This is a genomic window from Janthinobacterium sp. GW460-12-1-14-LB5, from assembly GCF_059423585.1.
This window is the reverse complement of the sequence record NZ_JBWKYD010000033.1, coordinates 12,322-33,961: the sequence shown is the minus strand read 5'-3', so window position 1 is coordinate 33,961 and position 21,640 is coordinate 12,322. Positions and strand designations below refer to the sequence as shown.

The window sequence follows — 21,640 nt, the reverse complement described above, 5'->3', positions numbered from 1 at the left end:
TGTGTCACGGAACGCTGTCCAGCCAACCGTCCAGGAGCCGGCTTTGGCGCCTGCGGGGATCGTCACCGTTGAACTGAACGTAGCATGCTTCGCGTCGCCGGATGCCAGCACCCATTTGCTGTCGATGCGTGTGCCGCCGATATCGGCGATGCTGTGCCAATAGGGATTGGGCAGGGCGCTGAGATCGATCCCGGTGGCATCTGTCACGGTCACCGTGGCCGTCACGAGTTGGCTTGCCTGCGAGACGTCAACGATGGTTGGGGTGACAGTGATGGCCGACACGACGGGGCCAGAGGTGTCGACGGCGCTGGCGCTGACAGTGACCGTCGCATCTGCACTGCTCGCCTTGCCATCGTTGACGATGAGTTTGGCGACATATAAGCCGGAGGCATCGGCGGTAAAGGTGGGCCTGGCCGAGTTGGCGGAAGACAAGGTGGCCTTACTGTTCACCGGTTTTTCCGTCAGCTTCCAGGCAAACGTCAAGACATCGCCATTGGCATCCGAACTGGCGCTGCCATCGAGTTCCACCACACTGCCGGACAAGACATTTTGCGCGTAGCCTGCGTGCGCAACCGGCGCCGCGTTGGCTACACTGGCCGTAATGCTGACCGCTGCGGCGTTGCTGCTGACCTTGCCGTCGTTGACGATGAGGCTGGCAACATAAATGCCAGCCTCATCCGCCGTAAACGTGGGTCTGGCGGAGGTCGGCGACGACAAGCTTGCCGTACTGCCTGCCGGTTTGGATTGCAGGGTCCATGCATAGCTGAGTGTGCGGCCGGCATCGGCCGAGCTGGCACTGCCATCGAGCGTAACGATAGTACCCGTTACCACGCTTTGTAGCGGCCCAGCCTGGGCGACAGGGGGGACTGCGGCAATATCGGCGATGACTTGCTTGATGGTCTCTGGATTACGGATATTGGCCAGCGCGGTGACGACCTGGGTAAGCTGGGCGGCATTGATTTTTGTTCTGAGCGTATCCAGAAGCCTGTCTTGCGCATCGCCGCCGGCCGGATTGCCCTGCGTCGCGGCTTTCAATGGTGTGGCAAGGAAATCAGCGAGCGGGCTCGTGTCGACGACACCGCTCAGTACCGTAGCCACGTCAGCCCGCGCTGCTTTCACTGCAGTGCTACTGATCTTGCTGCCGGCAATAGCGGCGTCAAAAGCGGCAAAGAAGATCGCGGGTTCGTTCCCCAATACCCGCGCCGTCAGCATTTCGGTCAGCGGCGTGATGTTGGCAGTGGCGGCGCTGCCGCTTCCCAGCACGAGCGTGTGCAATTTGGAGCCATCTGCCGGATCGGTGATCTGGAGCAGGCACGGTAGTTTGCCGCCGGCGGCGGCAAGGCTGTAGCTGCCGTCGGCCAGCGTCGTGGCGTTGCCTGTGCCCGTCTGGCATTTGGCAGTAATCATGGCGCCAGCAATGGCTTTCCCCGTTGCGGCAGTGCCGTTGACGGTTAACGCTGCCGGGCTAGCAGGGGCCGGTGAGGAGTCGCTACCACCGCCACCGCATGCAACGAGCATGCAGGAACCAAGCATAATTGCCAAAGTCTTCATCAAATCTATCCATTTTTGGTTTTTAAAGTGATGCCATGTGGCGTCACGCTCAAACGGCCAAGCTCTTGCCGGAGTCAGTCTATTGAGTTGAGGGAAATTATATATCTTTGAGCAATATTTTACGCCTTGAAATTTAAGACGATGCACTTGAACGGGCGTAGGGATGTATTTTTTCAAGCGGCGCGCTGCGCTGCGCGGCTTGCAGCGTGACTGGCGATAGGCTGGACGCGAGCAATTCAATAAACAAAAAAGCCAACCCGAAGGTTGGCTTTTTGCTATGTGCTGCTGAATTCTTGGTGGCCCGGGGCGGAATCGAACCACCGACACAAGGATTTTCAATCCTCTGCTCTACCGACTGAGCTACCAGGCCAAGGCGGCGAATTATAGCAGAAAGACTTTCCACCTGACCAGAGCTAGCTGTGTTCAAATGCAACAGATGGCCAAAACATGGTGTTTTGGCATCCTTGTATGAGCTGAAGGGATGTGGCGATGCAGCGACGTATTGGAGTGCAGGGCTTGGCGGCTGCGGGCTTGTTCAGTTTGTTTTGCGGTACGGCGCGGGCCGATGGCCTGGCCGATCTGAATGCGGCGCTGGCGCGCTTGCAGGGGCAGTTGCCCATCAAGGCGCAGGTGGAGTCGAAAACCTGGCGCCGCGAGGGTGAGGGCAAGGCGGCGGAAGAGGATAGCGGCCAGGCCACGGTGGCTGTCGAAGGCGGACCGGCGGGCTTGCAAGTGCTCTACGGCAAGGACTTGCTGGCGAAAGTGGAAGCCGAGCAGCGCGCCAGGGTGAAAGATCCGAAGGTCAAGACGCCGATCGGCTTTGCGCTGGGGGAAATGAAGGCGGCGGAGTTGCGTTCCATGGTGTCGGCGGCCGATTCCCTGTCGCGCGAGATCGAGGAAGCCGTGTTCAGCGGCGAAAAGATCGATAGTTACAAGGGCAAGCCGGCGCGCCTGCTCAGTTTTACCTTGTCGCTCGACAAGGTACCTGAGAAAGACCGCAAGTATGTGAAGAAGTTCGACGGCGGCATCGATGTGTGGATCGCCGCCGACGGCACGCCGCTGGCCAGCCATTTTCACTTCGATGTGAGCGGGCGCGCCTTTGTCGTCATCAGCTTTACGCAAAAGACGGACGAGACGCGCCTGTATGGCGTCAGCGGCGACCGCTTATTGCTGCTGCGCAAGGAGAGCAAGAATGCCACCTCGGGTGCGGGCGAGAAAGTGGAAAGCAAAATCATCAAGACCTTGCAGCTGCAATCCTGAAATGTTGCAAAACCTCACAAGCCGCTGATCCAGCGGCTTTTTTTACATCGCCGAACTGCCGCCCAGGCCGCTCTTTTGCAGCACGCAGCGTCCCGCTTCGCAGGTGGCGCCCGGGTCCGTGACGATGGAGCAGGTCGACATCATGCCGTCCGCCTGCTGCTGCTTGCGGCTGGCCTCGGCGTGCGCCTGGGCCAGCGCCTTGAGTTTCTTGCCGTCATTGCTTTTGCTGGACCAGGCCAGGTAGCGCTCGGGGCCGCCGCAAGCCTTGGCGCCGATGGCGATGGTCTGGCATTGCTGGGTGGAATCGCAGGCGGCGGCGCCCACTTCCGCCTGGATTTGCGCCAGCAAGCCGGCATTGCCGGGTGCGGGCGGGGCATCTTGTGCGGGGGCGCTGCCGCAGGCACTGGCGCCCAGCAGCAGGAAGCTGGCGCATGCGGCGCGCAGCAGGGGCAACAGGGCGGAGTAGGTTGGCGTTTGCATGCCCTCATCATGTGCCACGCTTGCCCAAATGGCAAGCGCGATTCGCATTGGCCAGAACCTTGATCCCCGTCATTTTCATTGTCAAGCAGTCAAAGTTAATATAAATTAACATCCAATCTGCGATGTACGGGTGGCAACCGGGCCGGTGCGCTGCATTCCCGCGCCGGCGCGTGCCGCCGATTCGGGAATGTTTCCAGGAGTTAGACTATGCGCCGCACCCTCTCACCCTTCCTCTTCATCACCAGCCTGGCCTTCGGCGGCGTCCTGCATGCCGCGGAAAAGGAGCCGATCCAGCCGATCAAGGCCGCCAAGGTGGCCAATCCGGCCATGGTCGAGCTGGGCAAGAAACTGTTTTTTGACCCGCGCCTGTCGCGCTCCGGCTTTATTTCCTGCAACAGCTGCCATAACCTGAGCATGGGTGGCACGGACAATATCAAGACTTCGATCGGCCACAACTGGCAGCGCGGGCCGATCAACTCACCCACGGTGCTCAATGCCAGCATGAACGTGGCGCAGATGTGGGATGGCCGCGCCAAGGATTTGCAGGAGCAGGCGGGCGGCCCCATCGCCAATCCCGGCGAAATGGCTTTTACGCACGAGCTGGCCATCGACGTGCTGGCCTCGATTCCCGCCTACCGCAAGGAATTCAAGCAGGTGTTTGGCCAGGATAAATTGACCATCGAGCAAGTCACGCGCGCCATCGCCGCCTTTGAAGAGGTGCTGGTGACGCCCGGTTCGCGCTTCGACCAATGGCTGATGGGCAAGAAAAGCGCGCTGACGAAAGACGAGCTGGCCGGCTACCAGTTATTTAAATCCAGCGGCTGCATCGCCTGTCATAACGGCCCCGCTGTGGGCGGCAATACCTTCCAGAAGATGGGGGTCGTCGAACCGTACAAGACGGCGATGACGGCCGAAGGGCGCTCGGCCGTGACGGGCAAGGATGCGGACCGCTTCAATTTCAAGGTGCCGACCCTGCGCAACGTGGAATTGACGTACCCGTACTTCCACGATGGCGAAGCGGCGACCCTGACGCAAGCCGTCGACGTGATGGGCCGCTTGCAGCTGGGCCGCACGTTTACGCCCGATGAAAACGCGAAACTGGTGGCCTTCCTGAAAACCCTGACGGGCAAGCAGCCGCACCTCGTGCTGCCGATCCTGCCGCCATCGAGCGACACGACGCCGCGGCCCGTGCCGTTTGACTGAATGAGTCTATGAAAAATGCCCGCATCAAGCGGGCATCGGGGTTTATTTCAATGTTCTCTGGAACAACTGATAGATACGGCGGTACTCGTCATACCACGCTTCCGGCTGCACGAAACCGTGGCGCTCCATCGGGTAGCTGGCCATTTCCCAGTTATCCTTCTTGAGCTCGATCAAGCGCTGCGACAGGCGCACGGAGTCCTGGTAAAACACGTTGTCGTCGATCATGCCGTGGGCGATCAGGAGGTTGCCCGTCAGTTTATCGGCGTATTCGATCGGCGACGAGATTTTATACGCCTGCGGGTCGACCTCCGGCGTGTTCAGGATATTTGCCGTGTACTCGTGGTTGTAGGTGCTCCAGTCCGTCACGGGGCGCAGGGCGGCGCCGGACTTGAAGATGTCCGGCGCGCGCATGAGGGCCATCAGGCTCATGAAGCCGCCATAACTGCCGCCATAGATGCCCACATTCTTGATGTCGCCCTGGTGCCGGGCTGCCAGCCAGTTGGCGCCGTCGATGAAATCTTCCAGTTCCGGGTGGCCCATCTGGCGGTAGATGGCCGTGCGCCAGGCGCTGCCGTAGCCGAGCGAGGCGCGGTAGTCGACGTCGAGCACGATATAGCCTTGCTGCACCAGCAGGTTGTGGAACATCTGCTCGCGGAAATACACGGGATAACGCTGCGTCACGTTCTGCAGGTAGCCGGCGCCATGCGCGAACATGACGATCGGATACTGTTTGCCTGCTTCCAGCGTTGCGGGGCGATACAGCTTGGCCCAGATCGGTGCCGCGCCATGCGTGGACGGCACTTGCACCAGTTCCGGCATGACCCAGTTGCGCGCCTTGAAGGCCTCGCTGCGCGTATCCGTCAGGATGGTCGCCTTGCCGCCCGTCACGGAAATGGTCGCCAGCTGGGCCGGCATATAGCTGGTCGAGTAGCGCAGCAGCAGCTTGCCGCCATCGGGCGACAGGCCGAAGTTTTCCACGCCTTTCAGATTCGTCACTTCGCGCGCGCCGCCATCGCTGGCCGTGCTGGCGCACACTTCATACGTGCCCGGTGCCTGCCGGTTGCACATAAAATAGGCAGTCTTGCCGTCGCGGCTCCACTCGACGGCGCTCACTTCCCATTTGCCTTGCGTCAATGCGCGCGCTGGGGCCGTACCCGTTTTCGCGTACAGGTGGGCGTAGCCGCTTTCCTCGGACAGATACCACAGGGTGGCGTTGTCGGGCAGCCAGCCGAATTCCTCGGCGCGGCGGTTGACCCAGGCCGTGTCGCTGATGCGGTGCGCTGGCACCAGGGAGGCGTTGGCCAGGTCGACGGTGGCGAGCCAGCCGTCCTTGTTGTCGATGGCGCGCACGCGCACGGCCACCTTGGAACCGTCGTCGCTCCAGGCGATGCCGTCGCGCTGGGCGTCGATGCGCACGGCACGGTTGCCTTTCAGCGGCGGCAGTTTTTGCTCGGCGCGCAGCGAGGCCAGCGGATCGACCGCGATGCCGGGCAGGCTGTCGAAACCGATGTCGCGCACCTGGCCCGTGCGCAGGTCGGCCAGCTTCAGGCTTTGCGCGATCGGCATGTTGCGGCCCACGCGCGTGCGCTCGTCGTCCGCTTCCGGGTAGCCCGTTTCCGTGACGTAGCGTGCCAGTTTGCCCAGCTTGCCCTTTTCGGCGGCCTTGTCTTGCGTGACGAACAGCAGCCAGCGGCCGTCCGGCGACAGGGCGCTGCCGGAAATCGTCACTTTGTCGCCCAGGTAGATCGGTTCCGGCGCGCGCGTGGCGTCCAGGCGGCGCTCTTCGTGGCGGCGCTCGCGGCTCGTGTCGCGGTCTTCCTTCTGGCGCGCCAGGTTGACGATCAGGCGCAGCTGCAGTTCGCGCAGGGCGTCCGCTTCCGGCTTGGCGTCCGGGTCCTTGGCCGCGCGCAGCAGGGCGACGGGGGCGCTCAGGCGGTCAGCGCGGCTCCAGCTGAACCAGTCGCTGCCGCTGCGGTATTGCACGGCGCCGCCGTCGGCGGAATATTGCGGGTCGCTGATGGCGGAGACGCCCCTTGTGATTTGCGTCAAGGCGCCGTTTTTCAGGTCGCGCTCGAACAAGTCGCCGTTGCGCAACAGGATGGCGCGTGTGCCGGCCCGGTTGACGATCATCTGCTGGCCATCGAGGTTGGCCAGTTGCGCATCGTCAATCTTCTTGCCGCTGTTTAATTTGGCATGCGCGCCGGCTACTTGAAAAGTGTCGCGCAAGGGCGAGCCGAGGCGCTTTTGCTTGTAGTAGAGCTGGCCATTCCAGCCCCACCATGCCGCTTCGACGGGTGTGCCGATCCAGTCGGGATCGGCCATGGCCTGGTCCAGCGTGATCGGCGTGGGGGCCGCGGCGGTGGAGGGGGCCGCATGGGTGGCGGGCAGGGCGGCGGCCAGCAGGGACAGCAGCAAGGGACGGAGCAACAGGGGAAGAACCAGACGCATCGGGGATCGCTTTAATAAAAGGGGATGGTGAAGGTGCAGGCTATGAGGCCGGTATTCTAGCGGAGGAGTTTCATGCAGGAAATATCGGAAAGCTAAGTCCGGGGCAGGGCCAGCCAGGCGAGAAAGTCGTCGAGCGGCATGGGCCGCGCATACAGGTAGCCCTGCAAGCCGTCGCAATCGTGGGCGATCAGGAAGTCGGCCTGCTCCTGCGTTTCCACGCCTTCGGCCACGGCGCGCAAGCCCAGGTGGCGCGCCATGGCCAGGATCGCCTGCACGATGGCCGTGCCGCGCGCATCGCGCGGCGTGTCGTCGATGAAGCGTTTGTCGATTTTGAGTTCGTACAGCGGCATCGAGGTCAGGTAGGCGAGACTGGAGTAACCGGTGCCGAAATCGTCGATGGAAAAGCGGATGCCCAGGGCCGCCAGGTCGCGCATGCGCGCCAGCGAGGCGTCGCGCTGGTCGATCAGCAAGCCTTCCGTCAGTTCCAGGATCAGGGCGCCGGCCGGCGTGCCGTGTTCGGCCAGCGCCGCCTGCACGCGGGCGGCGAAATCGGGCTGGCGGAACTGGGCCGGACTGACGTTGACGGACAGAGGGACGGGCCGGCCAGCCTGCGCCAGCACCCTGGCGGCGCGGCACGCTTCGCGCAGGGCCCAGTGCCCGAGCCTGACGATCAGTCCCGATTCCTCGGCGATGGGGATGAAGATGCCGGGCGCGATAAAGCTGCCGTCCGCCTGCGGCCAGCGCATCAGCAATTCGGCGCCCGTCACCCGGCCATGGCGGTCGACCTGCGGCTGCACGTGCATGCGCAATTGCCCCAGGTCGAGGGCGCGCGCCAGCGCCCGTTCCAGGGTCAGGCGCCGCTCCACGCCTGCCTGCATGGCCGCTTCAAAGAAGGCGATGCCGTTGCGCCCTTCCGCCTTGGCGCGGTACATGGCGATGTCCGCTTCGCGCAGCAGGTCGTGCGCCTGCTGGCCCGCTTTCGGCAGCAGGGTCACGCCGATGCTGGCGCTGCAATGATAGGACTGCCCGTCGATATCGAAGTCGCGGGCGATGGCGGCGCGGATCTTCTCGGCCACCTGGGCCGCCGCGCGGGCGGCGCTGTCCAGGTCACCGGCCAGGTGCGCCAGCAGCACGACGAATTCGTCGCCGCCGATGCGCGCCACCGTGTCGGCCTTGCGCATCAGCTGCGCCAGCCGTTCGCCCGCCAGGCGCAGCAGCGCGTCGCCCGTGGCGTGGCCGCGCGCGTCGTTGATGTGCTTGAAGTGGTCGAGGTCGATGAACATCAGCGCGCTGATGGCAGGGGCGCGCGGCGCGGCGGCCAGCAGGTGGCCGATGCGGTCCATCAGCAGGCGCCGGTTGGGCAAGCCCGTCAGCACGTCGTAGAAGGCCAGGCGGTGGATGTCCGCTTCCGATTTCTTGCGCTCGTCGATTTCGCGCTCGACGGCCACCCAGTGCGTCTGCCTGCCATCCGCATCCGTGAACGGCACCAGTTCCGCCTCGACCCAGTACGCCTTGCCGGCCTTGTTGTAGTTTAGCAATTCCGCCCTGGCCGGCTGGGCGCGGGCCATGGCGGCGGCGATGCGCGCCAGTTCGCCCGTATCGGTGGCGGGGCCTTGCTGGAACAGCAGGCTGCGGCCCAGCACCTCGGCGCGCGCATAGCCGCTGCTGCGCTCGAAGGCGTCGTTGACGAAGATGATGCGCGTGGCCGATACCGTGCCGGGGCCGGGCGGGGCATCGACCACGTCGGCGATCATCACCATGTCGTTCAGGCGGGCCAGTGCCGTGGCCGTCAAGCCCAGTTCGGCGTTGAGCTGCGACAAGGCCTGGCTGCTGTCTTCCAGGTGGCGCAGCAGGAAGGCGCAGGACAGGGTCAGCACGGCGGCGATGAACAGGAAGTTCAGGGCCACGATCAGCGCGCGCAGGATGGGAGAATCGGGCGTGCCCGGCAGGTGCAGGGCGACGTCGGGATGCAGGCCGAGAAAAAAGATGGTCAGCGAGGTCAGGACCAGGGTCGACAGGGCTGGCCGCATGCCCAGCAGCAGGGCCGCCAGCACGGGCATGAGCATCATGTAGATCTGGCTGACGGGGCCGATTTTCAGCAGCAGGCCCACGCCCACCAGGTAGGCGACGATGAGGAATTGCCACACGCGCCAGCGGTAGGGCATGGCGCGACTATGCCAGATGACGCCGATCCAGCCGATGGCCAGCAAGTCGAGGGCGACGATGGACCAGATGGCTTCGCTTGCGGCCAGCAGCGCGCTGGGAATGGCCGTGATGAAGCCAAGCAGCAGCACCACCTGCAGCAGGCGGTCAAAGACCTGGCCGCGCCAGTGCGCGAGATCGTTCGACGCCGCCACGCTGCCGTCCTTTCTCCAGAATGCCGTGTAACCGTACTGAGCAGTAGGTTGATTAAATACTACGCGTTATCTTTCTCCATGTCATCTTGATCATTAAGCATGGTTGCCTGCCGGGCGGCGTGTTGCTGGCGCAAAAAAAAAGCCAGCCTGTCGGCTGGCGCTGTGCAGCGCGCACTGGCGCTTCGAAGCGGTGTTTATTTCTTGGGCGCGCTCAGGCATTCTTTCATGAACGCCTTGCGGGCGTCGCCCTTCATGTCCTTGGCGTCGGCATTGCACGTTTTCATCTTGTTTTGCTGCGTCATGGCCGGCGCCGGCTTGGCGCTCAGACATTCCTTCATGAAGGTTTTGCGCTCATCGCCTTTCTTGCCGGCGGCATCGGCATTGCAGGTGGTCATTTTCGACTGTTGCGCCGTCTTGGCGGCGGGCGCCGCTTCCGGTGCGGCGGCAAAGGCGGTGCTGGCAAACGCGGCGGCGATGCAGAGTGCGATTAATTGTTTCATGGCAAATCCTTGTAGACGCAGTCAGTGGAAGGGGACGTGCAACCGGCAGACAACTGCCGATATGCAAAACGTAACTAACTATATGACATTTATCAACAAAATTTCCACTCGAGTGTTTCTTTTTGTTACTGGCCGTTGTCAAGTGCCTGCCCGCTGGCCAAGGCAGCCATGTTGCGGCGGCAGCGGCCCCTTTTTTTGCTATGCTAGCGTCTTTCCACCGGCCGATGCCGCTGCCTTGGCCGGCGCACCCTCAATACGGAGTAGTTATGGTCTCGTTGCAAGAGCAGTTTTTAAAGGCCGGCCTGGTCGACAAGAAAAAGGTCAAATTGGCCAACCAGGACAAGAGCAAGCAAAAGAAGGACGAGCGCAAGAGCGGCACGCAAAGTGTCGACGAAGTGCGCCTGGCCGCGCTCGAGACCCAGCGCAAGAACGCCGAGCGGGCGCGTGAGCTGAACGCCCAGCGCGACGCGGCCGCCAACCAGAAAGCCATCGTGGCGCAGATCGCGCAAATGGTGCAAAAGAATCGCCAGAGCAAGGGCAACAACGGCGACGTGCCGTATAACTTCACGTTCAACAACAAGATCGAGCGCATCTACGTGACGGCCACCGTGCAGGCCCACCTGGTGGCGGGGCGTCTGGTGATCGTCTGCCTGGGCGGCGCCGTGGAACTGGTGCCGCGCGTCATCGCCGACAAGATCGCCGAACGCGACCCGGCCATCGTCGTGCGCGTCAAGCAGGCCAGCACGCAGGTGGACGAGGATGATCCGTACGCGGCGTTCCAGATTCCTGATGATCTGATGTGGTAAGAACGATGGGGCTGGCCGCAGCCGGCAGCCTTGCTCGACTCAATAAAAACGCCAACCCGAAGGTTGGCGTTTTTATTGGCGCGGCAAATTTTGTTACCCGGCGCAAGCAAGGCGCGGGGAGATGCAAGGCTAGGCGGGCATATGGCCAGTTGCCATTACTGCGCTGCGGGCGCGCTTCTCTCATTCGTGGCTTGCCTGGCAGCAGGCAGGCCAAATGACGCTGGTAGTCGCCCCAGGATTTCGCCAGTGATGCCGGAGTAAAAAACGATGCCCAAGATATTCCCAGTAAGAAATACTCTATCTGTCGTAGTCACGTCGATTTGTTGTGGTGTTGAATCGGACGACTCGAAGTCGTAGGCAATGTAAGGCGATGCCAGCTGCATCACGACCATCGCCTTCAAGACCGGCAGTTCTTTTGCCGCGACGGCATTTTCCAGCGTAAACTGGAATGCAGGTTTTATGTATTGGGTGTAGCCCCGGTCAATATCCAGGAATGGGATGCGATTGACGGCAACGCCCATCGTGGATGTGTACGTTTCTTCAATGGGATAGTAGCCGCGATAGTAGCCGCGATAGGTGCTGCGTCCTTTATAGCGGCCTTTCGAGTTCAATTTGGAACTCAAGTCAAACTGGTCCAGTCCTTTATAGGAAGGCTTGTTGATGTCATAGTCAGGCGCGCCGATGCCATTCAAGTCTCGTGTGCGGGGAAAGACATACAGCTTCACTTTTCCCGTATCCGCATTGAAATCGTACCCAATGCCAACGGAATAGGCTCCGTCTTTTTTGACGGAAACAACAAAGGCCAGTGCATCATTCAAGCTCGAATCCGCCACCACTTTTTCGTTCAGCGCTGCCGCCATTCTGCGCTTGTAGTCAGCCGTCGATTCAAACTCCCCCTTTTTCTCGCGCACAAATTTTTTGACTGCCTCGATGACCGCGCCCAGCGGCAAGCCTGGATACGCCGGATCGAGGCGGTCGCTGTCGAGCATCTCCATGGAAAATTTCTCCCCCTCCACCTTTCGTTCCCATGGCCTGTGCGGGACGGCACTCTTCTGTTCCTGAGGCGTTGCGCTCGATGGGCTTTTCACTTGCTCTGCCACTTGCGTGGCCTGTGCCGTGCCCATACCGGCAAGTGCGCTGGTGGCAGCCAGCAAGAACCATTTTTTCATTCTCATCATCCTTGATGCTGGTATTAATGTTTATTTAATTTTAACATGTTTCCCGTGGGGAATATCTGCCGGTACTGGTGTCTCGCGTCAGGCTGCCGGGCCATGCGCTGGAGGGGAAATACCGTATCGGATGAGGGGAGGATGCCGGCATGCGGCCGGAATAGGGGGATGCTGCGGTGAATTGGCGCAGTCCACAAACAAAAACGCCACCCGAAGGTGGCGTTTTTGAACGTATTACGAATTCTTGGTGGCCCGGGGCGGAATCGAACCACCGACACAAGGATTTTCAATCCTCTGCTCTACCGACTGAGCTACCAGGCCAAGGTGGCGAATTATAGCAGACCAAAACGGGAATGCAAGAGCCGGCTGCGACTTTTCCTTGATTTACTGCATAGGTATCGCTTTAGTTGCTCGCAGATCAAATATGATTTGAGGTAAACGGTATTTTTCTCAACAAAAGATGGGCGCATAGTGTGGCCATCGACATTGCTTTGAGAGGATTACCGCATGCACGCCACCACCCATCACACCGCCATCCCCGCCATCGGTCTGGGCACCTTCCGCCTGCAGGGCCAGGTTGTCATCGATTCCGTCACCACGGGCCTCGACGTCGGCTACCGCCATATCGATACGGCGCAAATCTACGGCAATGAAGCCGACGTGGGGCAGGCTATCGCGGCCAGCGCCGTCCCGCGCGACGAGTTGTTCGTCACCACCAAGATCTGGATCGACAATCTGCAGCGCGACAAGCTGATTCCCAGTTTAAAAGACAGCCTGCACAAGCTGCAGTTGGAGCAGCTGGATTTGACGCTGATTCACTGGCCGTCGCCGCAGGACGCCATTTCCGTGGCCGAGTACATGGCGGCGCTGGCGGAAGCCAAGGCGCAGGGGCTGACCAGGGCCATCGGCGTATCGAATTTCACGAATGCGCAGCTGCGGCAAGCCATCGATACGGTGGGCGCCGGGGAAATCGCCACGCAGCAGGTCGAAATCCACCCGTTTCTGCAAAACCGCACCGTCATCGAGTTTGCGCGCAGCCAGGGCATCCACGTCACGGCCTACATGCCGCTCGCGTATGGCAAGGTGGTCGTCGATCCGGTCATCATGGCGATTGCAGCCAGACACGGCGTGACGCCGGCGCAGGTGGCCCTGAGCTGGTCGCTGCAGCAGGGCTTTGCCGTGATTCCGTCGTCGACGAAGCGCGCCAACCTGGAAGCGAACCTGCATTTCCAGCGCATCACCTTGTCGCCGGACGAGATGGCGCAGATGGCCACCCTGGAACGGGGCGAGCGCCTGGCCAACCCGGACGGCCTGGCGCCGCAGTGGGATTGAGATGGGCGCCATGACGAAGCTGGGACAGGGCGGTTTCAGTATCGGCCTGGAACTGCCGCTCGACAATGACTGGTCATCCACGGGGCGCCAGGCGAATGCGGCCTCCGGCCGCGTGCCGGGCGAGCCCGACCTGCAACAGCATGCGGCGCTGGCAAAGCTGGCCGACCGACTGGGTTTTCGGGCCCTGTGGCTGCGCGACGTGCCCCTGTACGATCCCTCGTTCGGCGACGCGGCCCAGGTTTTCGAGGTATTTACCTATCTGGGCTATTTGGCCGGCATCACCGAGAACATCTTGCTGGGCACGGCCGCCGTGGTGCTGCCGCTGCGCGAACCCGTATTGACCCTGAAGGCGGCGGCCAGCGTCGACCAGTTGAGCGGCGGACGCCTGCTGCTGGGCGTGGCCAGCGGCGACCGGCCCGTCGAGTATCCCGTCTTCGGCCGCGATTTCGACCAGCGCGGCGCCGCCTTTCGCGAGCAGGTGGCCATGCTGCGCGACTGGGGCGAAACGCGCCTGCCGCCCGGCATCCGCCTGCTGCCCAAGCCTGCCGCACCGTTGCCGCTGCTGGTGGCGGGACTGGCGCAGCAAACGCCCGCGTGGATCGGGGCGCAGATGGATGGCTGGCTCGCCTATCCGGGCACGCCGGAAGACCACGCGCTGCGTGCGGCGCAATGGCGCGCCGTGGCCGGCGGCGACAAGCCCTACGTCAGCTTCATCCACCTCGACCTGGATGACGATCCGACCTTGCCGCTGCAGCGCTTCCGCTTTGGCGCGCGCGCGGGGCGCGATGGACTGATCGCCGAGCTGCACGCCATGCGCGCGGCCGGCGTGACGCATATCGGCCTGCAGTTGCGGCAGAACCGCCGCCCGCTGGCCGAGACCTTGCAGGAGATCGGCGAATACGTGCTGCCCGTGTTTCATGGCGTCGCTTGATCTTGGGCATGCGTCCTGTACTTCCGGACTATCTGAAAAGCATGGTGCAAACGCTATAATGGTTCCATGAACAGTCCCACTTCCCCCACCATGCGGCGCTTCATGCATAGCCACAGCGACGTTTGCATCGTCGGCAACGGCGCCATCGCGAAAACCACGGCGCTGGCGTTTGCCCAGGCAGGACAAAGCGTCACCCTGTTATCCCCGGTGAGCCCTCCGGCATCCCCCGTCAAGCCGGTCGAAGCCAGCTGGGATGTGCGCGTGTATGCGCTCAATCACACGGCGCACCAGCTGCTGTCGTCGCTGAAGGTATGGGGCGCGCTTGACGCCGACAGGGTGGCACCCGTCGACGCCATGCTGGTCAACGGCGACGGCGCGCAGGCGGGCGGACTCGGTTTTGACGCCTACGGCGCCCATGTGGGCACGCTGGCATGGATCATCGAAGACCGCAACCTGGGGCAGGCGCTGGACGCCGCCCTCAAGTTCGCGCCGAACGTCAATGTGGTGCAGGGCCGCGCCAGCCGCCTGGAATGGACGAATGATTCTGCCATCGTGCACCTCGATGGCGGCGACACCATCACCTGCGCCCTCGTCGTGGGCGCGGACGGCGCCCAGTCGTGGGTGCGGGGCCAGTGCGACATCGGCCTCGATTACCGTTCGTATGGACAGCGCGGCGTGGTCAGCAACTTCGCCTGCGAAAAGCCGCACCATGGCGCGGCCCACCAGTGGTTTACGGGCAGCGAAGGCATCGTCGCGCTGCTGCCGCTGCCGGGCGACCGCGTTTCGCTGGTCTGGTCGGCGCCCGATGCGCTGGCCGACATCTTGATGGCCGAATCGGCCGACGCCCTGGCCGCGCGCCTGGCCGCGTACTGCCACGACAAACTGGGTAAACTCACGCCCTTGCAGCCGGAACTGGTGCGCGCGTTTCCGCTCACCCTGATGCGCCCGCACGCCATGGTGGCGCCGCGCGTGGCCCTGGTGGGCGACGCCGCCCACGTGGTCCACCCGATGGCCGGCCACGGCATGAACCTGGGCTTTGCCGACGTGGCGCAGCTGGTCAAGACGATCAGCGAGCGCGAAGCGCACCGCGGCATCGGCGACGAGCGCGTGCTGGCCCGCTATGCGCGCGCGCGCAAGGAAGACGTGCTGCTGATGCAGCTGGCCACCGATGGCCTGGCGAGGTTATTTGGCGCCGATCTGGAGCCGTTGCGCGTGGTTCGCAATTTGGGATTAAACTTGCTGGATAAATTACCTGCCCTGAAGCGAAAAATGATTGCGCACGCATTGGGACATCAGTAAATCTTAAGATAGCGCCGGATAATGGCAGCAGTGAAAATTCAAGGTCGCCGCAGCTGGTCTGCGGCGCTCGTTTTGTCAAAGAGATAACGATTCCGGGCCAGAGGCCAGTCCCGCCAGACGTTTCAAGTGGAGAAGTGATAGTGATAACAATGAACAGAAGCATGAGCAAAATCGCCTTGCTGATGGCCTCGGGCCTGATGATGTCGTGCGCCGGCGCGGAAACGCCGACGGAAGCGAACATCAAAAAGCTGATCGAGCCGCGCCTGGGCGAAGGCGCCAAGGTCGATTCGGTCAAGGAAACCCCGTACGGCGGCTTGTACGAAGTGCGCACGGGCGGCGACATCCTGTACACGGACAAGGCCGCGCAATACCTGTTCGTCGGCCACGTGTTCGACGCCAAGACGTCGCAGGATCTGACCAAGGTGCGCCTGGACGAAGTCAACCGCATCAAATTCTCCGACCTGCCGCTCGATTCGGCCATGAAAACCGTCAAGGGCAATGGCAAGCGCGTGATCGCCGTGTTCGAAGATCCGAACTGCGGCTATTGCAAGCGCTTCCGCCAGAACGCGCTGAAGGAAATCGACAACGTCACCGTCTACACCTTCATGTACAACATCCTGTCGCCCGATTCCATCGTCAAGTCGCGCAATGTGTGGTGCGCGCCGGACCGCAACAAGGCCTGGGATGACTGGATGTTGAACGGCAAGGCGCCAGCTACGGTGGCCGCCACTTGCGCCAACCCGCATGAAAAAATCCTGGCGTTGGGCCAGCAATTGCGCGTCTCGGGCACGCCGGCCATCTTCTTTGCCGACGGCAGCCGCATTCCGGGCGCAGTCGATGCGAAAACGCTGGAACAGAAATTCTCGACCATTAAGTAATCCGGGCTGTCGCCAGGAAGGCTGGACGGCGCGCCCTCGCAAGGCGCGCTTTTTTTTGCACTTTTTTCCGCTGTCGTATCATCAAGTGTTGTTTGTAGACGCCATAACAATCCAAAAAAGGGGAAGCAGCAGATGATTACCTTGAATATCAACGGACGCGACACGCAGGTCGACGCCGATCCTTCCACGCCCATCCTGTGGGCGCTGCGCGATAACCTGAACATGACGGGCACCAAGTTCGGCTGCGGCATGGCCCTGTGCGGCGCCTGCACGGTGCACCTCGATGGCCAGCCCATCCGCTCGTGCATCACGCCGATTTCCTCTGTCGGCGCGCAAAAGATCACCACCATCGAAGCGATGGAAAACGACCAGGTGGGCAAGGCCGTGCAGGCGGCATGGGTGCGCCACGATGTGCCGCAATGCGGCTACTGTCAAAGCGGCCAGGTGATGAGCGCGACGGCGCTGCTGCGCACCAACAAGTCGCCCAGCGATGCCGACATCGATGGCGCCATGAGCGGCAATATCTGCCGCTGCGGTACCTATCAACGGATCCGCGCGGCCATCAAGGACGCGGCCAAGACCCTGGCCTGAGGAGAGCGACATGCGTATCGAATGGTTGAATCAGGAAGCATTGCAGCACGGCGGCTTGACTCTGGGCGCGGCGCTGGCATCGGCGCCGGTGGCTGTGGTTGGCGCGGCCGATGGCGTCTCGCGGCGCGGTTTCATGAAGGCCGGCGCGGTGGCCGGCGGGGGCTTGATGCTGGGCTTTTTCCTGCCGGGTGCAGGCAAGCTGGCGCAGGCGGCCGATGCCGCTCCCGCCAAGCCCGTGTATGCGCCGAACGCCTTCCTGCATATCGCGCCCGATAACACGGTGACGGTGCAGGTGAACCGGCTGGAATTCGGCCAGGGCGTGCAAACGAGCTTGCCCATGCTGATTGCCGAGGAACTCGACGCCGACTGGAGCCTGGTGCACGGCGCGCTGGCGCCAGCCGGCGAGCAGTACAAGGATGCCGCCTACGGCATGCAGATGACGGGCGGCTCGGGCAGCATCGCCCATTCGTTCACGCAATACCGCGAAATCGGCGCCAAGGCGCGCGCCATGCTGGTGGCCGCCGCCGCCGCGCAGTGGAAAGTCAATCCCGACCAGGTGCGCGCCGCGAAAGGCGTGCTGTATGGCCCCGGCGGGCAAAAGGCGACGTATGGCGAGTTTGCCGATGCGGCCATGCGCCAGAGCGTGCCCGCCACTGTCAAGCTGAAGGACCCGCGCGACTTTGCCATCATCGGCAAGCCCGTGAAACGCCTGGACGCGGCCGCCAAGTCCACGGGAAAACAGCAGTTCGGCATCGACTTCAAGCCGCCTGGCGCGAAAGTGGCCATGGTGGCGCGCCCGCCCGTGTTTGGCGCGAAGGTAGCGAAATTCGACGCCAGCAAGGCGAAAGCCATCAAGGGCGTGCTGGAGGTACTGGAAGTCAAAACCGACCGTGGCGGCAGCGGCGTGGCCGTCATCGCCGACGGCTACTGGCCGGCCAAGCAGGGGCGCGATGCGCTGGTGATCGAGTGGGACAGCAGCGCCGTGGAAAAGGTCAGCAGCGACAAGCAGCTGGCGGCCTTCAAGGCGCTGGCCAGGACGCCGGGCACCGTTGCCAAGCCAGCCGACATGGGCAAGCTGGCCAAGGCGCCGAAAAAAATCGAGGCCGTCTACGAATTCCCCTATCTGGCACACGCGCCGATGGAGCCGCTCAACTGCGTCGTCGACCTGCAGGCCGACAAATGCACGATGTGGGTCGGCTCGCAATTCCAGACCGGCGACCAGGCGGCGATTGCCGCCACCTCCGGCCTGAAACCCGAACAGGTGACCCTGCACACGATGATGGCCGGCGGCGGCTTCGGCCGGCGCGCCGTGCCCTCGTCCGACTACGTGGTCGAAGCCGTCAATGTCGCCAAGGCGTACCGGGCGGCGGGCAAGAGCGGTCCATTAAAGCTGATGTGGAGCCGCGAGGATGACATCAAGGGTGGCTACTACCGGCCGTCGCATGTGCACCGCGCGCAGATCGGCCTCGACGCCAAGGGCAAGATCCTCGCCTGGGACCACACCATCGTCGGGCAGTCCATCATGGCCGGCACGCCGTTCGAAGCGTTCATGGTGAAAAATGGCGTCGACGGCACCATGGTCGAAGGCATGGGCGAACCGTACACCTTGCCGATGAAGCTGTCCGTGCACACGGCCAAGGCTAACGTGCCCGTGCTGTGGTGGCGCTCCGTCGGCTCGACACACACTGCCTTTGTCATGGAAACCCTGATCGATGAAGCGGCGCATGTGGCGAAGATGGATCCCGTCGCCTACCGCAAGCTGCTGATCGACGCGAAGCACACGCGCCATATCGCCGCGCTGGACCTGGCCGTGGCCAAGTCCGGCTATGGCAAGAAGAAGCTGCCGAAAGGCCAAGCCTGGGGCGTGGCCATGCATGAATCGTTCAATTCCGTGGTCGCCTACGTGGTGACGGCCTCCGTGGTGGAAGGCGCGCCCAAGCTGCACCAGGTATGGGCGGGCGTGCATTGCAACCTGGCCGTCAATCCCCTGACGATCGAGGCGCAAGTGCAGGGCGCCGCGCTGATGGCGCTGGGCATGACCATTCCCGGCGCGGCCATCACGCTCAAGGATGGCGTGGTGCAGCAGCAGAACTTCGGCGACTACCCGGTGCCGCGCATGCCCGACATGCCGGTGATCGAGGTGCATCTGGTGCCGTCGGGCGACGCGCCGACGGGCATGGGCGAACCGGGCGTGCCGCCGCTGGCGCCCGCCTTCGCCAATGCGCTGTTTGCCCTGACGGGCAAGCGCCTGCGCAAGCTGCCGTTCGACCTGGCGGCCGCATGACGGCAGCGGTTTTTTGAGTACGGTCGGCATCTTGCTGGCAGCCGGAAGGGGACGCAGGTTCGATCCTTCCGGCGTGCAGAACAAATTATTGCAGCCGTTGACGGACGGTCCACATGCGGGCTTGCCGGTCGTGGTGGCGGCGGCCAGGAACATGCTGGCGGCCTTGCCGCGCGTGCTGGCCGTGGTGCGCGCCGACGATACGCAGGTGGCGCGCGCACTCGGTGCGCTGGGCTGCGAGGTGCGCGTCTGCCATGATGCCGATACGGGCATGGCCGCCTCGCTCACCTGCGCCATCGACTATGCGCGCGGCGCGCCGGGCTGGCTGATCGCCCTGGGCGACATGCCTTACGTAGAAGCGGCTACAATCGCCGCCTTGTCGCAAGCCATCGGCAATGGCGCGCACATCGCCGTGCCCGTGTTCCAGGGCCGGCGCGGCAATCCTGTCGCGTTCAGCGCCTTTCACTTGCCGCTGCTGCTGGCGCTCGATGGCGACCAGGGCGCGCGCAGCATCGTCAACAGCCATGCCGTATGCGACGTGACAGTGGACGACGGCGGCATCTTGCGCGATATTGATACACCTGACGATTTGTCGCCGGTGCATGGCGCGCCCGGGCGACTTTAGAACATCCATGCCAGACACGAGAAAAACATGAAAAAAGCTCCAATTAAAAAAAGCATCGCCAAGGCGCCCGCCGCCGGCATCATCTACAGCATCGCCGCCCTTGATCTGGCTGGCCACATGTTCAAGGTCACCTTGACGGTCAAGTTGCCGGCCGCCATCGGCCAGGTCTTGTCCTTGCCGGCCTGGATCCCGGGCAGCTACATGATCCGCGAATTTTCGCGCAACATCGTCAGCATCCGCGCCGAGTCCGAGGGCAAGGCCGTGGCGCTGACCAAGCTGGACAAGCATTCGTGGCAAGCCGCTCCGTGCAAGGGCGCCTTGACGCTCGAATACGAGGTCTACGCCTGGGACTTGTCCGTGCGCGCCGCGCACCTGGACCAGAATCACGGCTTCTTCAACGGCACCAGCGTGTTCCTGCGCGTACTGGGCCAGGAGGCCGAGCCGCACGAGGTGCACATCGTGCAGCCGAAGGATGCGGCCTGCAAGACCTGGCGAGTCGCTACCACCCTGCCGGAACTCAAGGCGAAGCGCTATGGTTTCGGCAGCTACCAGGCGGCCAACTACGATGAGCTGATCGACCACCCGGTGGAAATGGGCGACTTCGCGCTGGCCACTTTCAAGGCGCATGGCGTGCCGCACGATATCGTCGTCACGGGCAAGGTGCCGAACCTGGACCTGGACCGTTTGTGCCGCGACCTGAAAGCCATCTGCGAAACGCAGATCGCCTTCTTCGAGCCGAAGACGAAAAAGGCGCCGATGGACCGCTATGTGTTCATGACCATGGCCGTCGGCGACGGTTACGGCGGCCTGGAACACCGCGCCTCGACGGCGCTGATTTGCGCCCGCGCCGACTTGCCGACGACGGCGTCAAGCAGCACGGAGATCGGCGAGGGCTACCTGAAATTCCTCGGCCTGTGCAGCCATGAGTACTTCCATACATGGAACGTCAAGCGTATCAAGCCGGCCGCTTTTGCGCCGTACAACCTGCAGGCGGAAAGCTATTCGCCGCTGCTGTGGCTCTTCGAAGGCTTCACCAGCTACTACGATGACCTGATGCTGGTGCGCGCGGGCCTGATCGACGAGGCAGCCTATTTCAAATTGCTGGGCAAGACCGTCAACAGTGTGCTGCGCGGCAGCGGCCGCAGCAAGCAAAGCGTGGCCGATTCCAGCTTCGACGCCTGGGGCAAGTACTATCGCCAGGATGAAAACGCGCCGAACGCCATCGTCAGCTACTACACCAAGGGTTCGCTGATCGCGCTGGCCTTCGACCTGACGATCCGCAGCAAGACGGATGGCGAGCAATCGCTGGACGACGTGATGCAGGCGCTGTGGCAGCGCTATGGCCGCGACTTCTACAAGGGTAAGGCGCGCGGCGTGACGCCGGCCGAAGTCGAAGCCCTGTTCGATGAGGTCTCCGGCACGCGCATGAAACCGTTCTTCGAGCGCTACATCCGCGGCACGGACGACGTGCCGCTGGCGCGCCTGCTGGCGCCGTTCGGCGTGAAATACAGCGATGCGCGCAAGGCGGAAAAATCCAGCCTGGACGTCAACCTGGGCCGCGACGGCAACGACGCCAAATTGGCGCAGGTGCACCAGGGCGGCGCCGCCCACGTAGCCGGCTTGTCGGCGGGCGACGTGCTGGTGGCCATCGATGGCTTGCGCGTAACGGGCACCAATCTGGACACCTTGCTGGGCCGCTACGCCGTCGGCGCCACGGTAGACATCCACGCCTTCCGCCGCGACGAGCTGATGACGTTTGCGGCCGTGCTGCAGGGCGACCGCGTGCCCGGTGTCAGCTTGACCCTGCTGCCGGCGCCCAAGAAGGCCACGGGGCCGAAGCGTCCTAGCGCGGCATGATGCTGTTTGTCATGCAGTAAGACAGAAAACCGGCCTCACTGGCCGGTTTTTCATTTCAAGGTGCAATTTCTC

17 protein-coding genes and 2 tRNA genes are annotated in these 21,640 nt (G+C 62.9%); 11 read left to right on the top strand and 8 right to left on the bottom strand.

Annotation, left to right across the window (positions count from 1 at the left end):
- Both AC07X6_RS25775 and AC07X6_RS25770 read right to left on the bottom strand, forming a co-directional pair.
- The coding region (locus AC07X6_RS25775; protein WP_494792835.1) for a PKD domain-containing protein at positions 1–1,728 on the bottom strand (1,728 nt) is incomplete at its 3' end.
- 117 nt (positions 1,729–1,845) lie between these two features.
- A tRNA-Phe gene (locus tag AC07X6_RS25770) sits at positions 1,846–1,921 on the bottom strand.
- Positions 1,922–2,040: 119 nt separating this feature from the next.
- Here AC07X6_RS25770 and AC07X6_RS25765 point away from each other — a divergent pair.
- Complete coding sequence (locus AC07X6_RS25765; protein WP_474294525.1) at positions 2,041–2,811, top strand: hypothetical protein; 771 nt, start codon at positions 2,041–2,043, stop codon at positions 2,809–2,811.
- 42 nt (positions 2,812–2,853) lie between these two features.
- Here AC07X6_RS25765 and AC07X6_RS25760 read toward each other — a convergent pair whose 3' ends face one another.
- Positions 2,854–3,291: a hypothetical protein gene (locus tag AC07X6_RS25760; protein ID WP_494792834.1), complete on the bottom strand. Its 438-nt coding sequence runs from the start codon at positions 3,289–3,291 to the stop codon at positions 2,854–2,856.
- A 207-nt stretch (positions 3,292–3,498) separates the two neighbouring features.
- Here AC07X6_RS25760 and AC07X6_RS25755 point away from each other — a divergent pair, with 207 nt between their 5' ends.
- The gene (locus AC07X6_RS25755; protein WP_494792833.1) at positions 3,499–4,494 is read left to right on the top strand and encodes a cytochrome-c peroxidase; all 996 of its coding nucleotides are present in this window, start codon (positions 3,499–3,501) and stop codon (positions 4,492–4,494) included.
- A 42-nt stretch (positions 4,495–4,536) separates the two neighbouring features.
- Here AC07X6_RS25755 and AC07X6_RS25750 read toward each other — a convergent pair whose 3' ends face one another.
- The 3 genes from AC07X6_RS25750 to AC07X6_RS25740 form a co-directional block, all read right to left on the bottom strand.
- Complete coding sequence (locus tag AC07X6_RS25750) at positions 4,537–6,942, bottom strand: S9 family peptidase (protein ID WP_494792832.1); 2,406 nt, start codon at positions 6,940–6,942, stop codon at positions 4,537–4,539.
- 92 nt (positions 6,943–7,034) lie between these two features.
- Positions 7,035–9,299: a putative bifunctional diguanylate cyclase/phosphodiesterase gene (locus AC07X6_RS25745; RefSeq protein ID WP_494792831.1), complete on the bottom strand. Its 2,265-nt coding sequence runs from the start codon at positions 9,297–9,299 to the stop codon at positions 7,035–7,037.
- A 194-nt stretch (positions 9,300–9,493) separates the two neighbouring features.
- A complete protein-coding gene (locus AC07X6_RS25740; protein WP_071079602.1) occupies positions 9,494–9,799 on the bottom strand; it encodes a PsiF family protein in 306 nt (101 codons plus the stop codon).
- Positions 9,800–10,065: 266 nt separating this feature from the next.
- On the opposite strand from AC07X6_RS25740, the gene AC07X6_RS25735 reads away from it, so the two are divergent.
- Positions 10,066–10,605: a DUF2058 domain-containing protein gene (locus AC07X6_RS25735; protein WP_494792830.1), complete on the top strand. Its 540-nt coding sequence runs from the start codon at positions 10,066–10,068 to the stop codon at positions 10,603–10,605.
- A gap of 155 nt (positions 10,606–10,760) precedes the next feature.
- Here AC07X6_RS25735 and AC07X6_RS25730 read toward each other — a convergent pair whose 3' ends face one another.
- Together AC07X6_RS25730 and AC07X6_RS25725 are read right to left on the bottom strand one after the other, a co-directional pair.
- Complete coding sequence (locus AC07X6_RS25730) at positions 10,761–11,774, bottom strand: hypothetical protein (protein WP_494792829.1); 1,014 nt, start codon at positions 11,772–11,774, stop codon at positions 10,761–10,763.
- 245 nt (positions 11,775–12,019) lie between these two features.
- Positions 12,020–12,095 (bottom strand) — tRNA-Phe (locus AC07X6_RS25725).
- Positions 12,096–12,281: 186 nt separating this feature from the next.
- Here AC07X6_RS25725 and dkgB point away from each other — a divergent pair.
- From dkgB to AC07X6_RS25685, 8 genes are all read left to right on the top strand, one after another.
- Positions 12,282–13,106, top strand: a complete 825-nt coding sequence (gene dkgB, locus AC07X6_RS25720) for a 2,5-didehydrogluconate reductase DkgB (RefSeq protein ID WP_494792828.1) — start codon at positions 12,282–12,284, stop codon at positions 13,104–13,106.
- 10 nt (positions 13,107–13,116) lie between these two features.
- Positions 13,117–14,037 (top strand): LLM class oxidoreductase, encoded by a 921-nt coding sequence (locus tag AC07X6_RS25715; RefSeq protein WP_494792827.1) that lies wholly within the window; start codon positions 13,117–13,119, stop codon positions 14,035–14,037.
- A gap of 66 nt (positions 14,038–14,103) precedes the next feature.
- The gene (locus AC07X6_RS25710; RefSeq protein ID WP_494792826.1) at positions 14,104–15,336 is read left to right on the top strand and encodes an FAD-dependent monooxygenase; all 1,233 of its coding nucleotides are present in this window, start codon (positions 14,104–14,106) and stop codon (positions 15,334–15,336) included.
- A gap of 161 nt (positions 15,337–15,497) precedes the next feature.
- Positions 15,498–16,214 (top strand): DsbC family protein, encoded by a 717-nt coding sequence (locus AC07X6_RS25705; protein WP_230541417.1) that lies wholly within the window; start codon positions 15,498–15,500, stop codon positions 16,212–16,214.
- 132 nt (positions 16,215–16,346) lie between these two features.
- On the top strand, positions 16,347–16,805 hold the full coding sequence (locus AC07X6_RS25700; protein WP_230541418.1) for a (2Fe-2S)-binding protein: 459 nt from the start codon (positions 16,347–16,349) through the stop codon (positions 16,803–16,805).
- Positions 16,806–16,815: 10 nt separating this feature from the next.
- Entirely contained in the window at positions 16,816–19,089 is a 2,274-nt protein-coding gene (locus AC07X6_RS25695) for a xanthine dehydrogenase family protein molybdopterin-binding subunit (protein WP_494792825.1), read from the top strand.
- 13 nt (positions 19,090–19,102) lie between these two features.
- Entirely contained in the window at positions 19,103–19,711 is a 609-nt protein-coding gene (locus AC07X6_RS25690; protein WP_494792824.1) for a nucleotidyltransferase family protein, read from the top strand.
- 27 nt (positions 19,712–19,738) lie between these two features.
- Positions 19,739–21,568 carry a M61 family metallopeptidase gene (locus AC07X6_RS25685; protein WP_494792823.1) on the top strand — a complete coding sequence of 610 codons (1,830 nt, stop codon included), beginning with the start codon at positions 19,739–19,741 and terminating at the stop codon, positions 21,566–21,568.
- Positions 21,569–21,640: the final 72 nt, after the last annotated feature.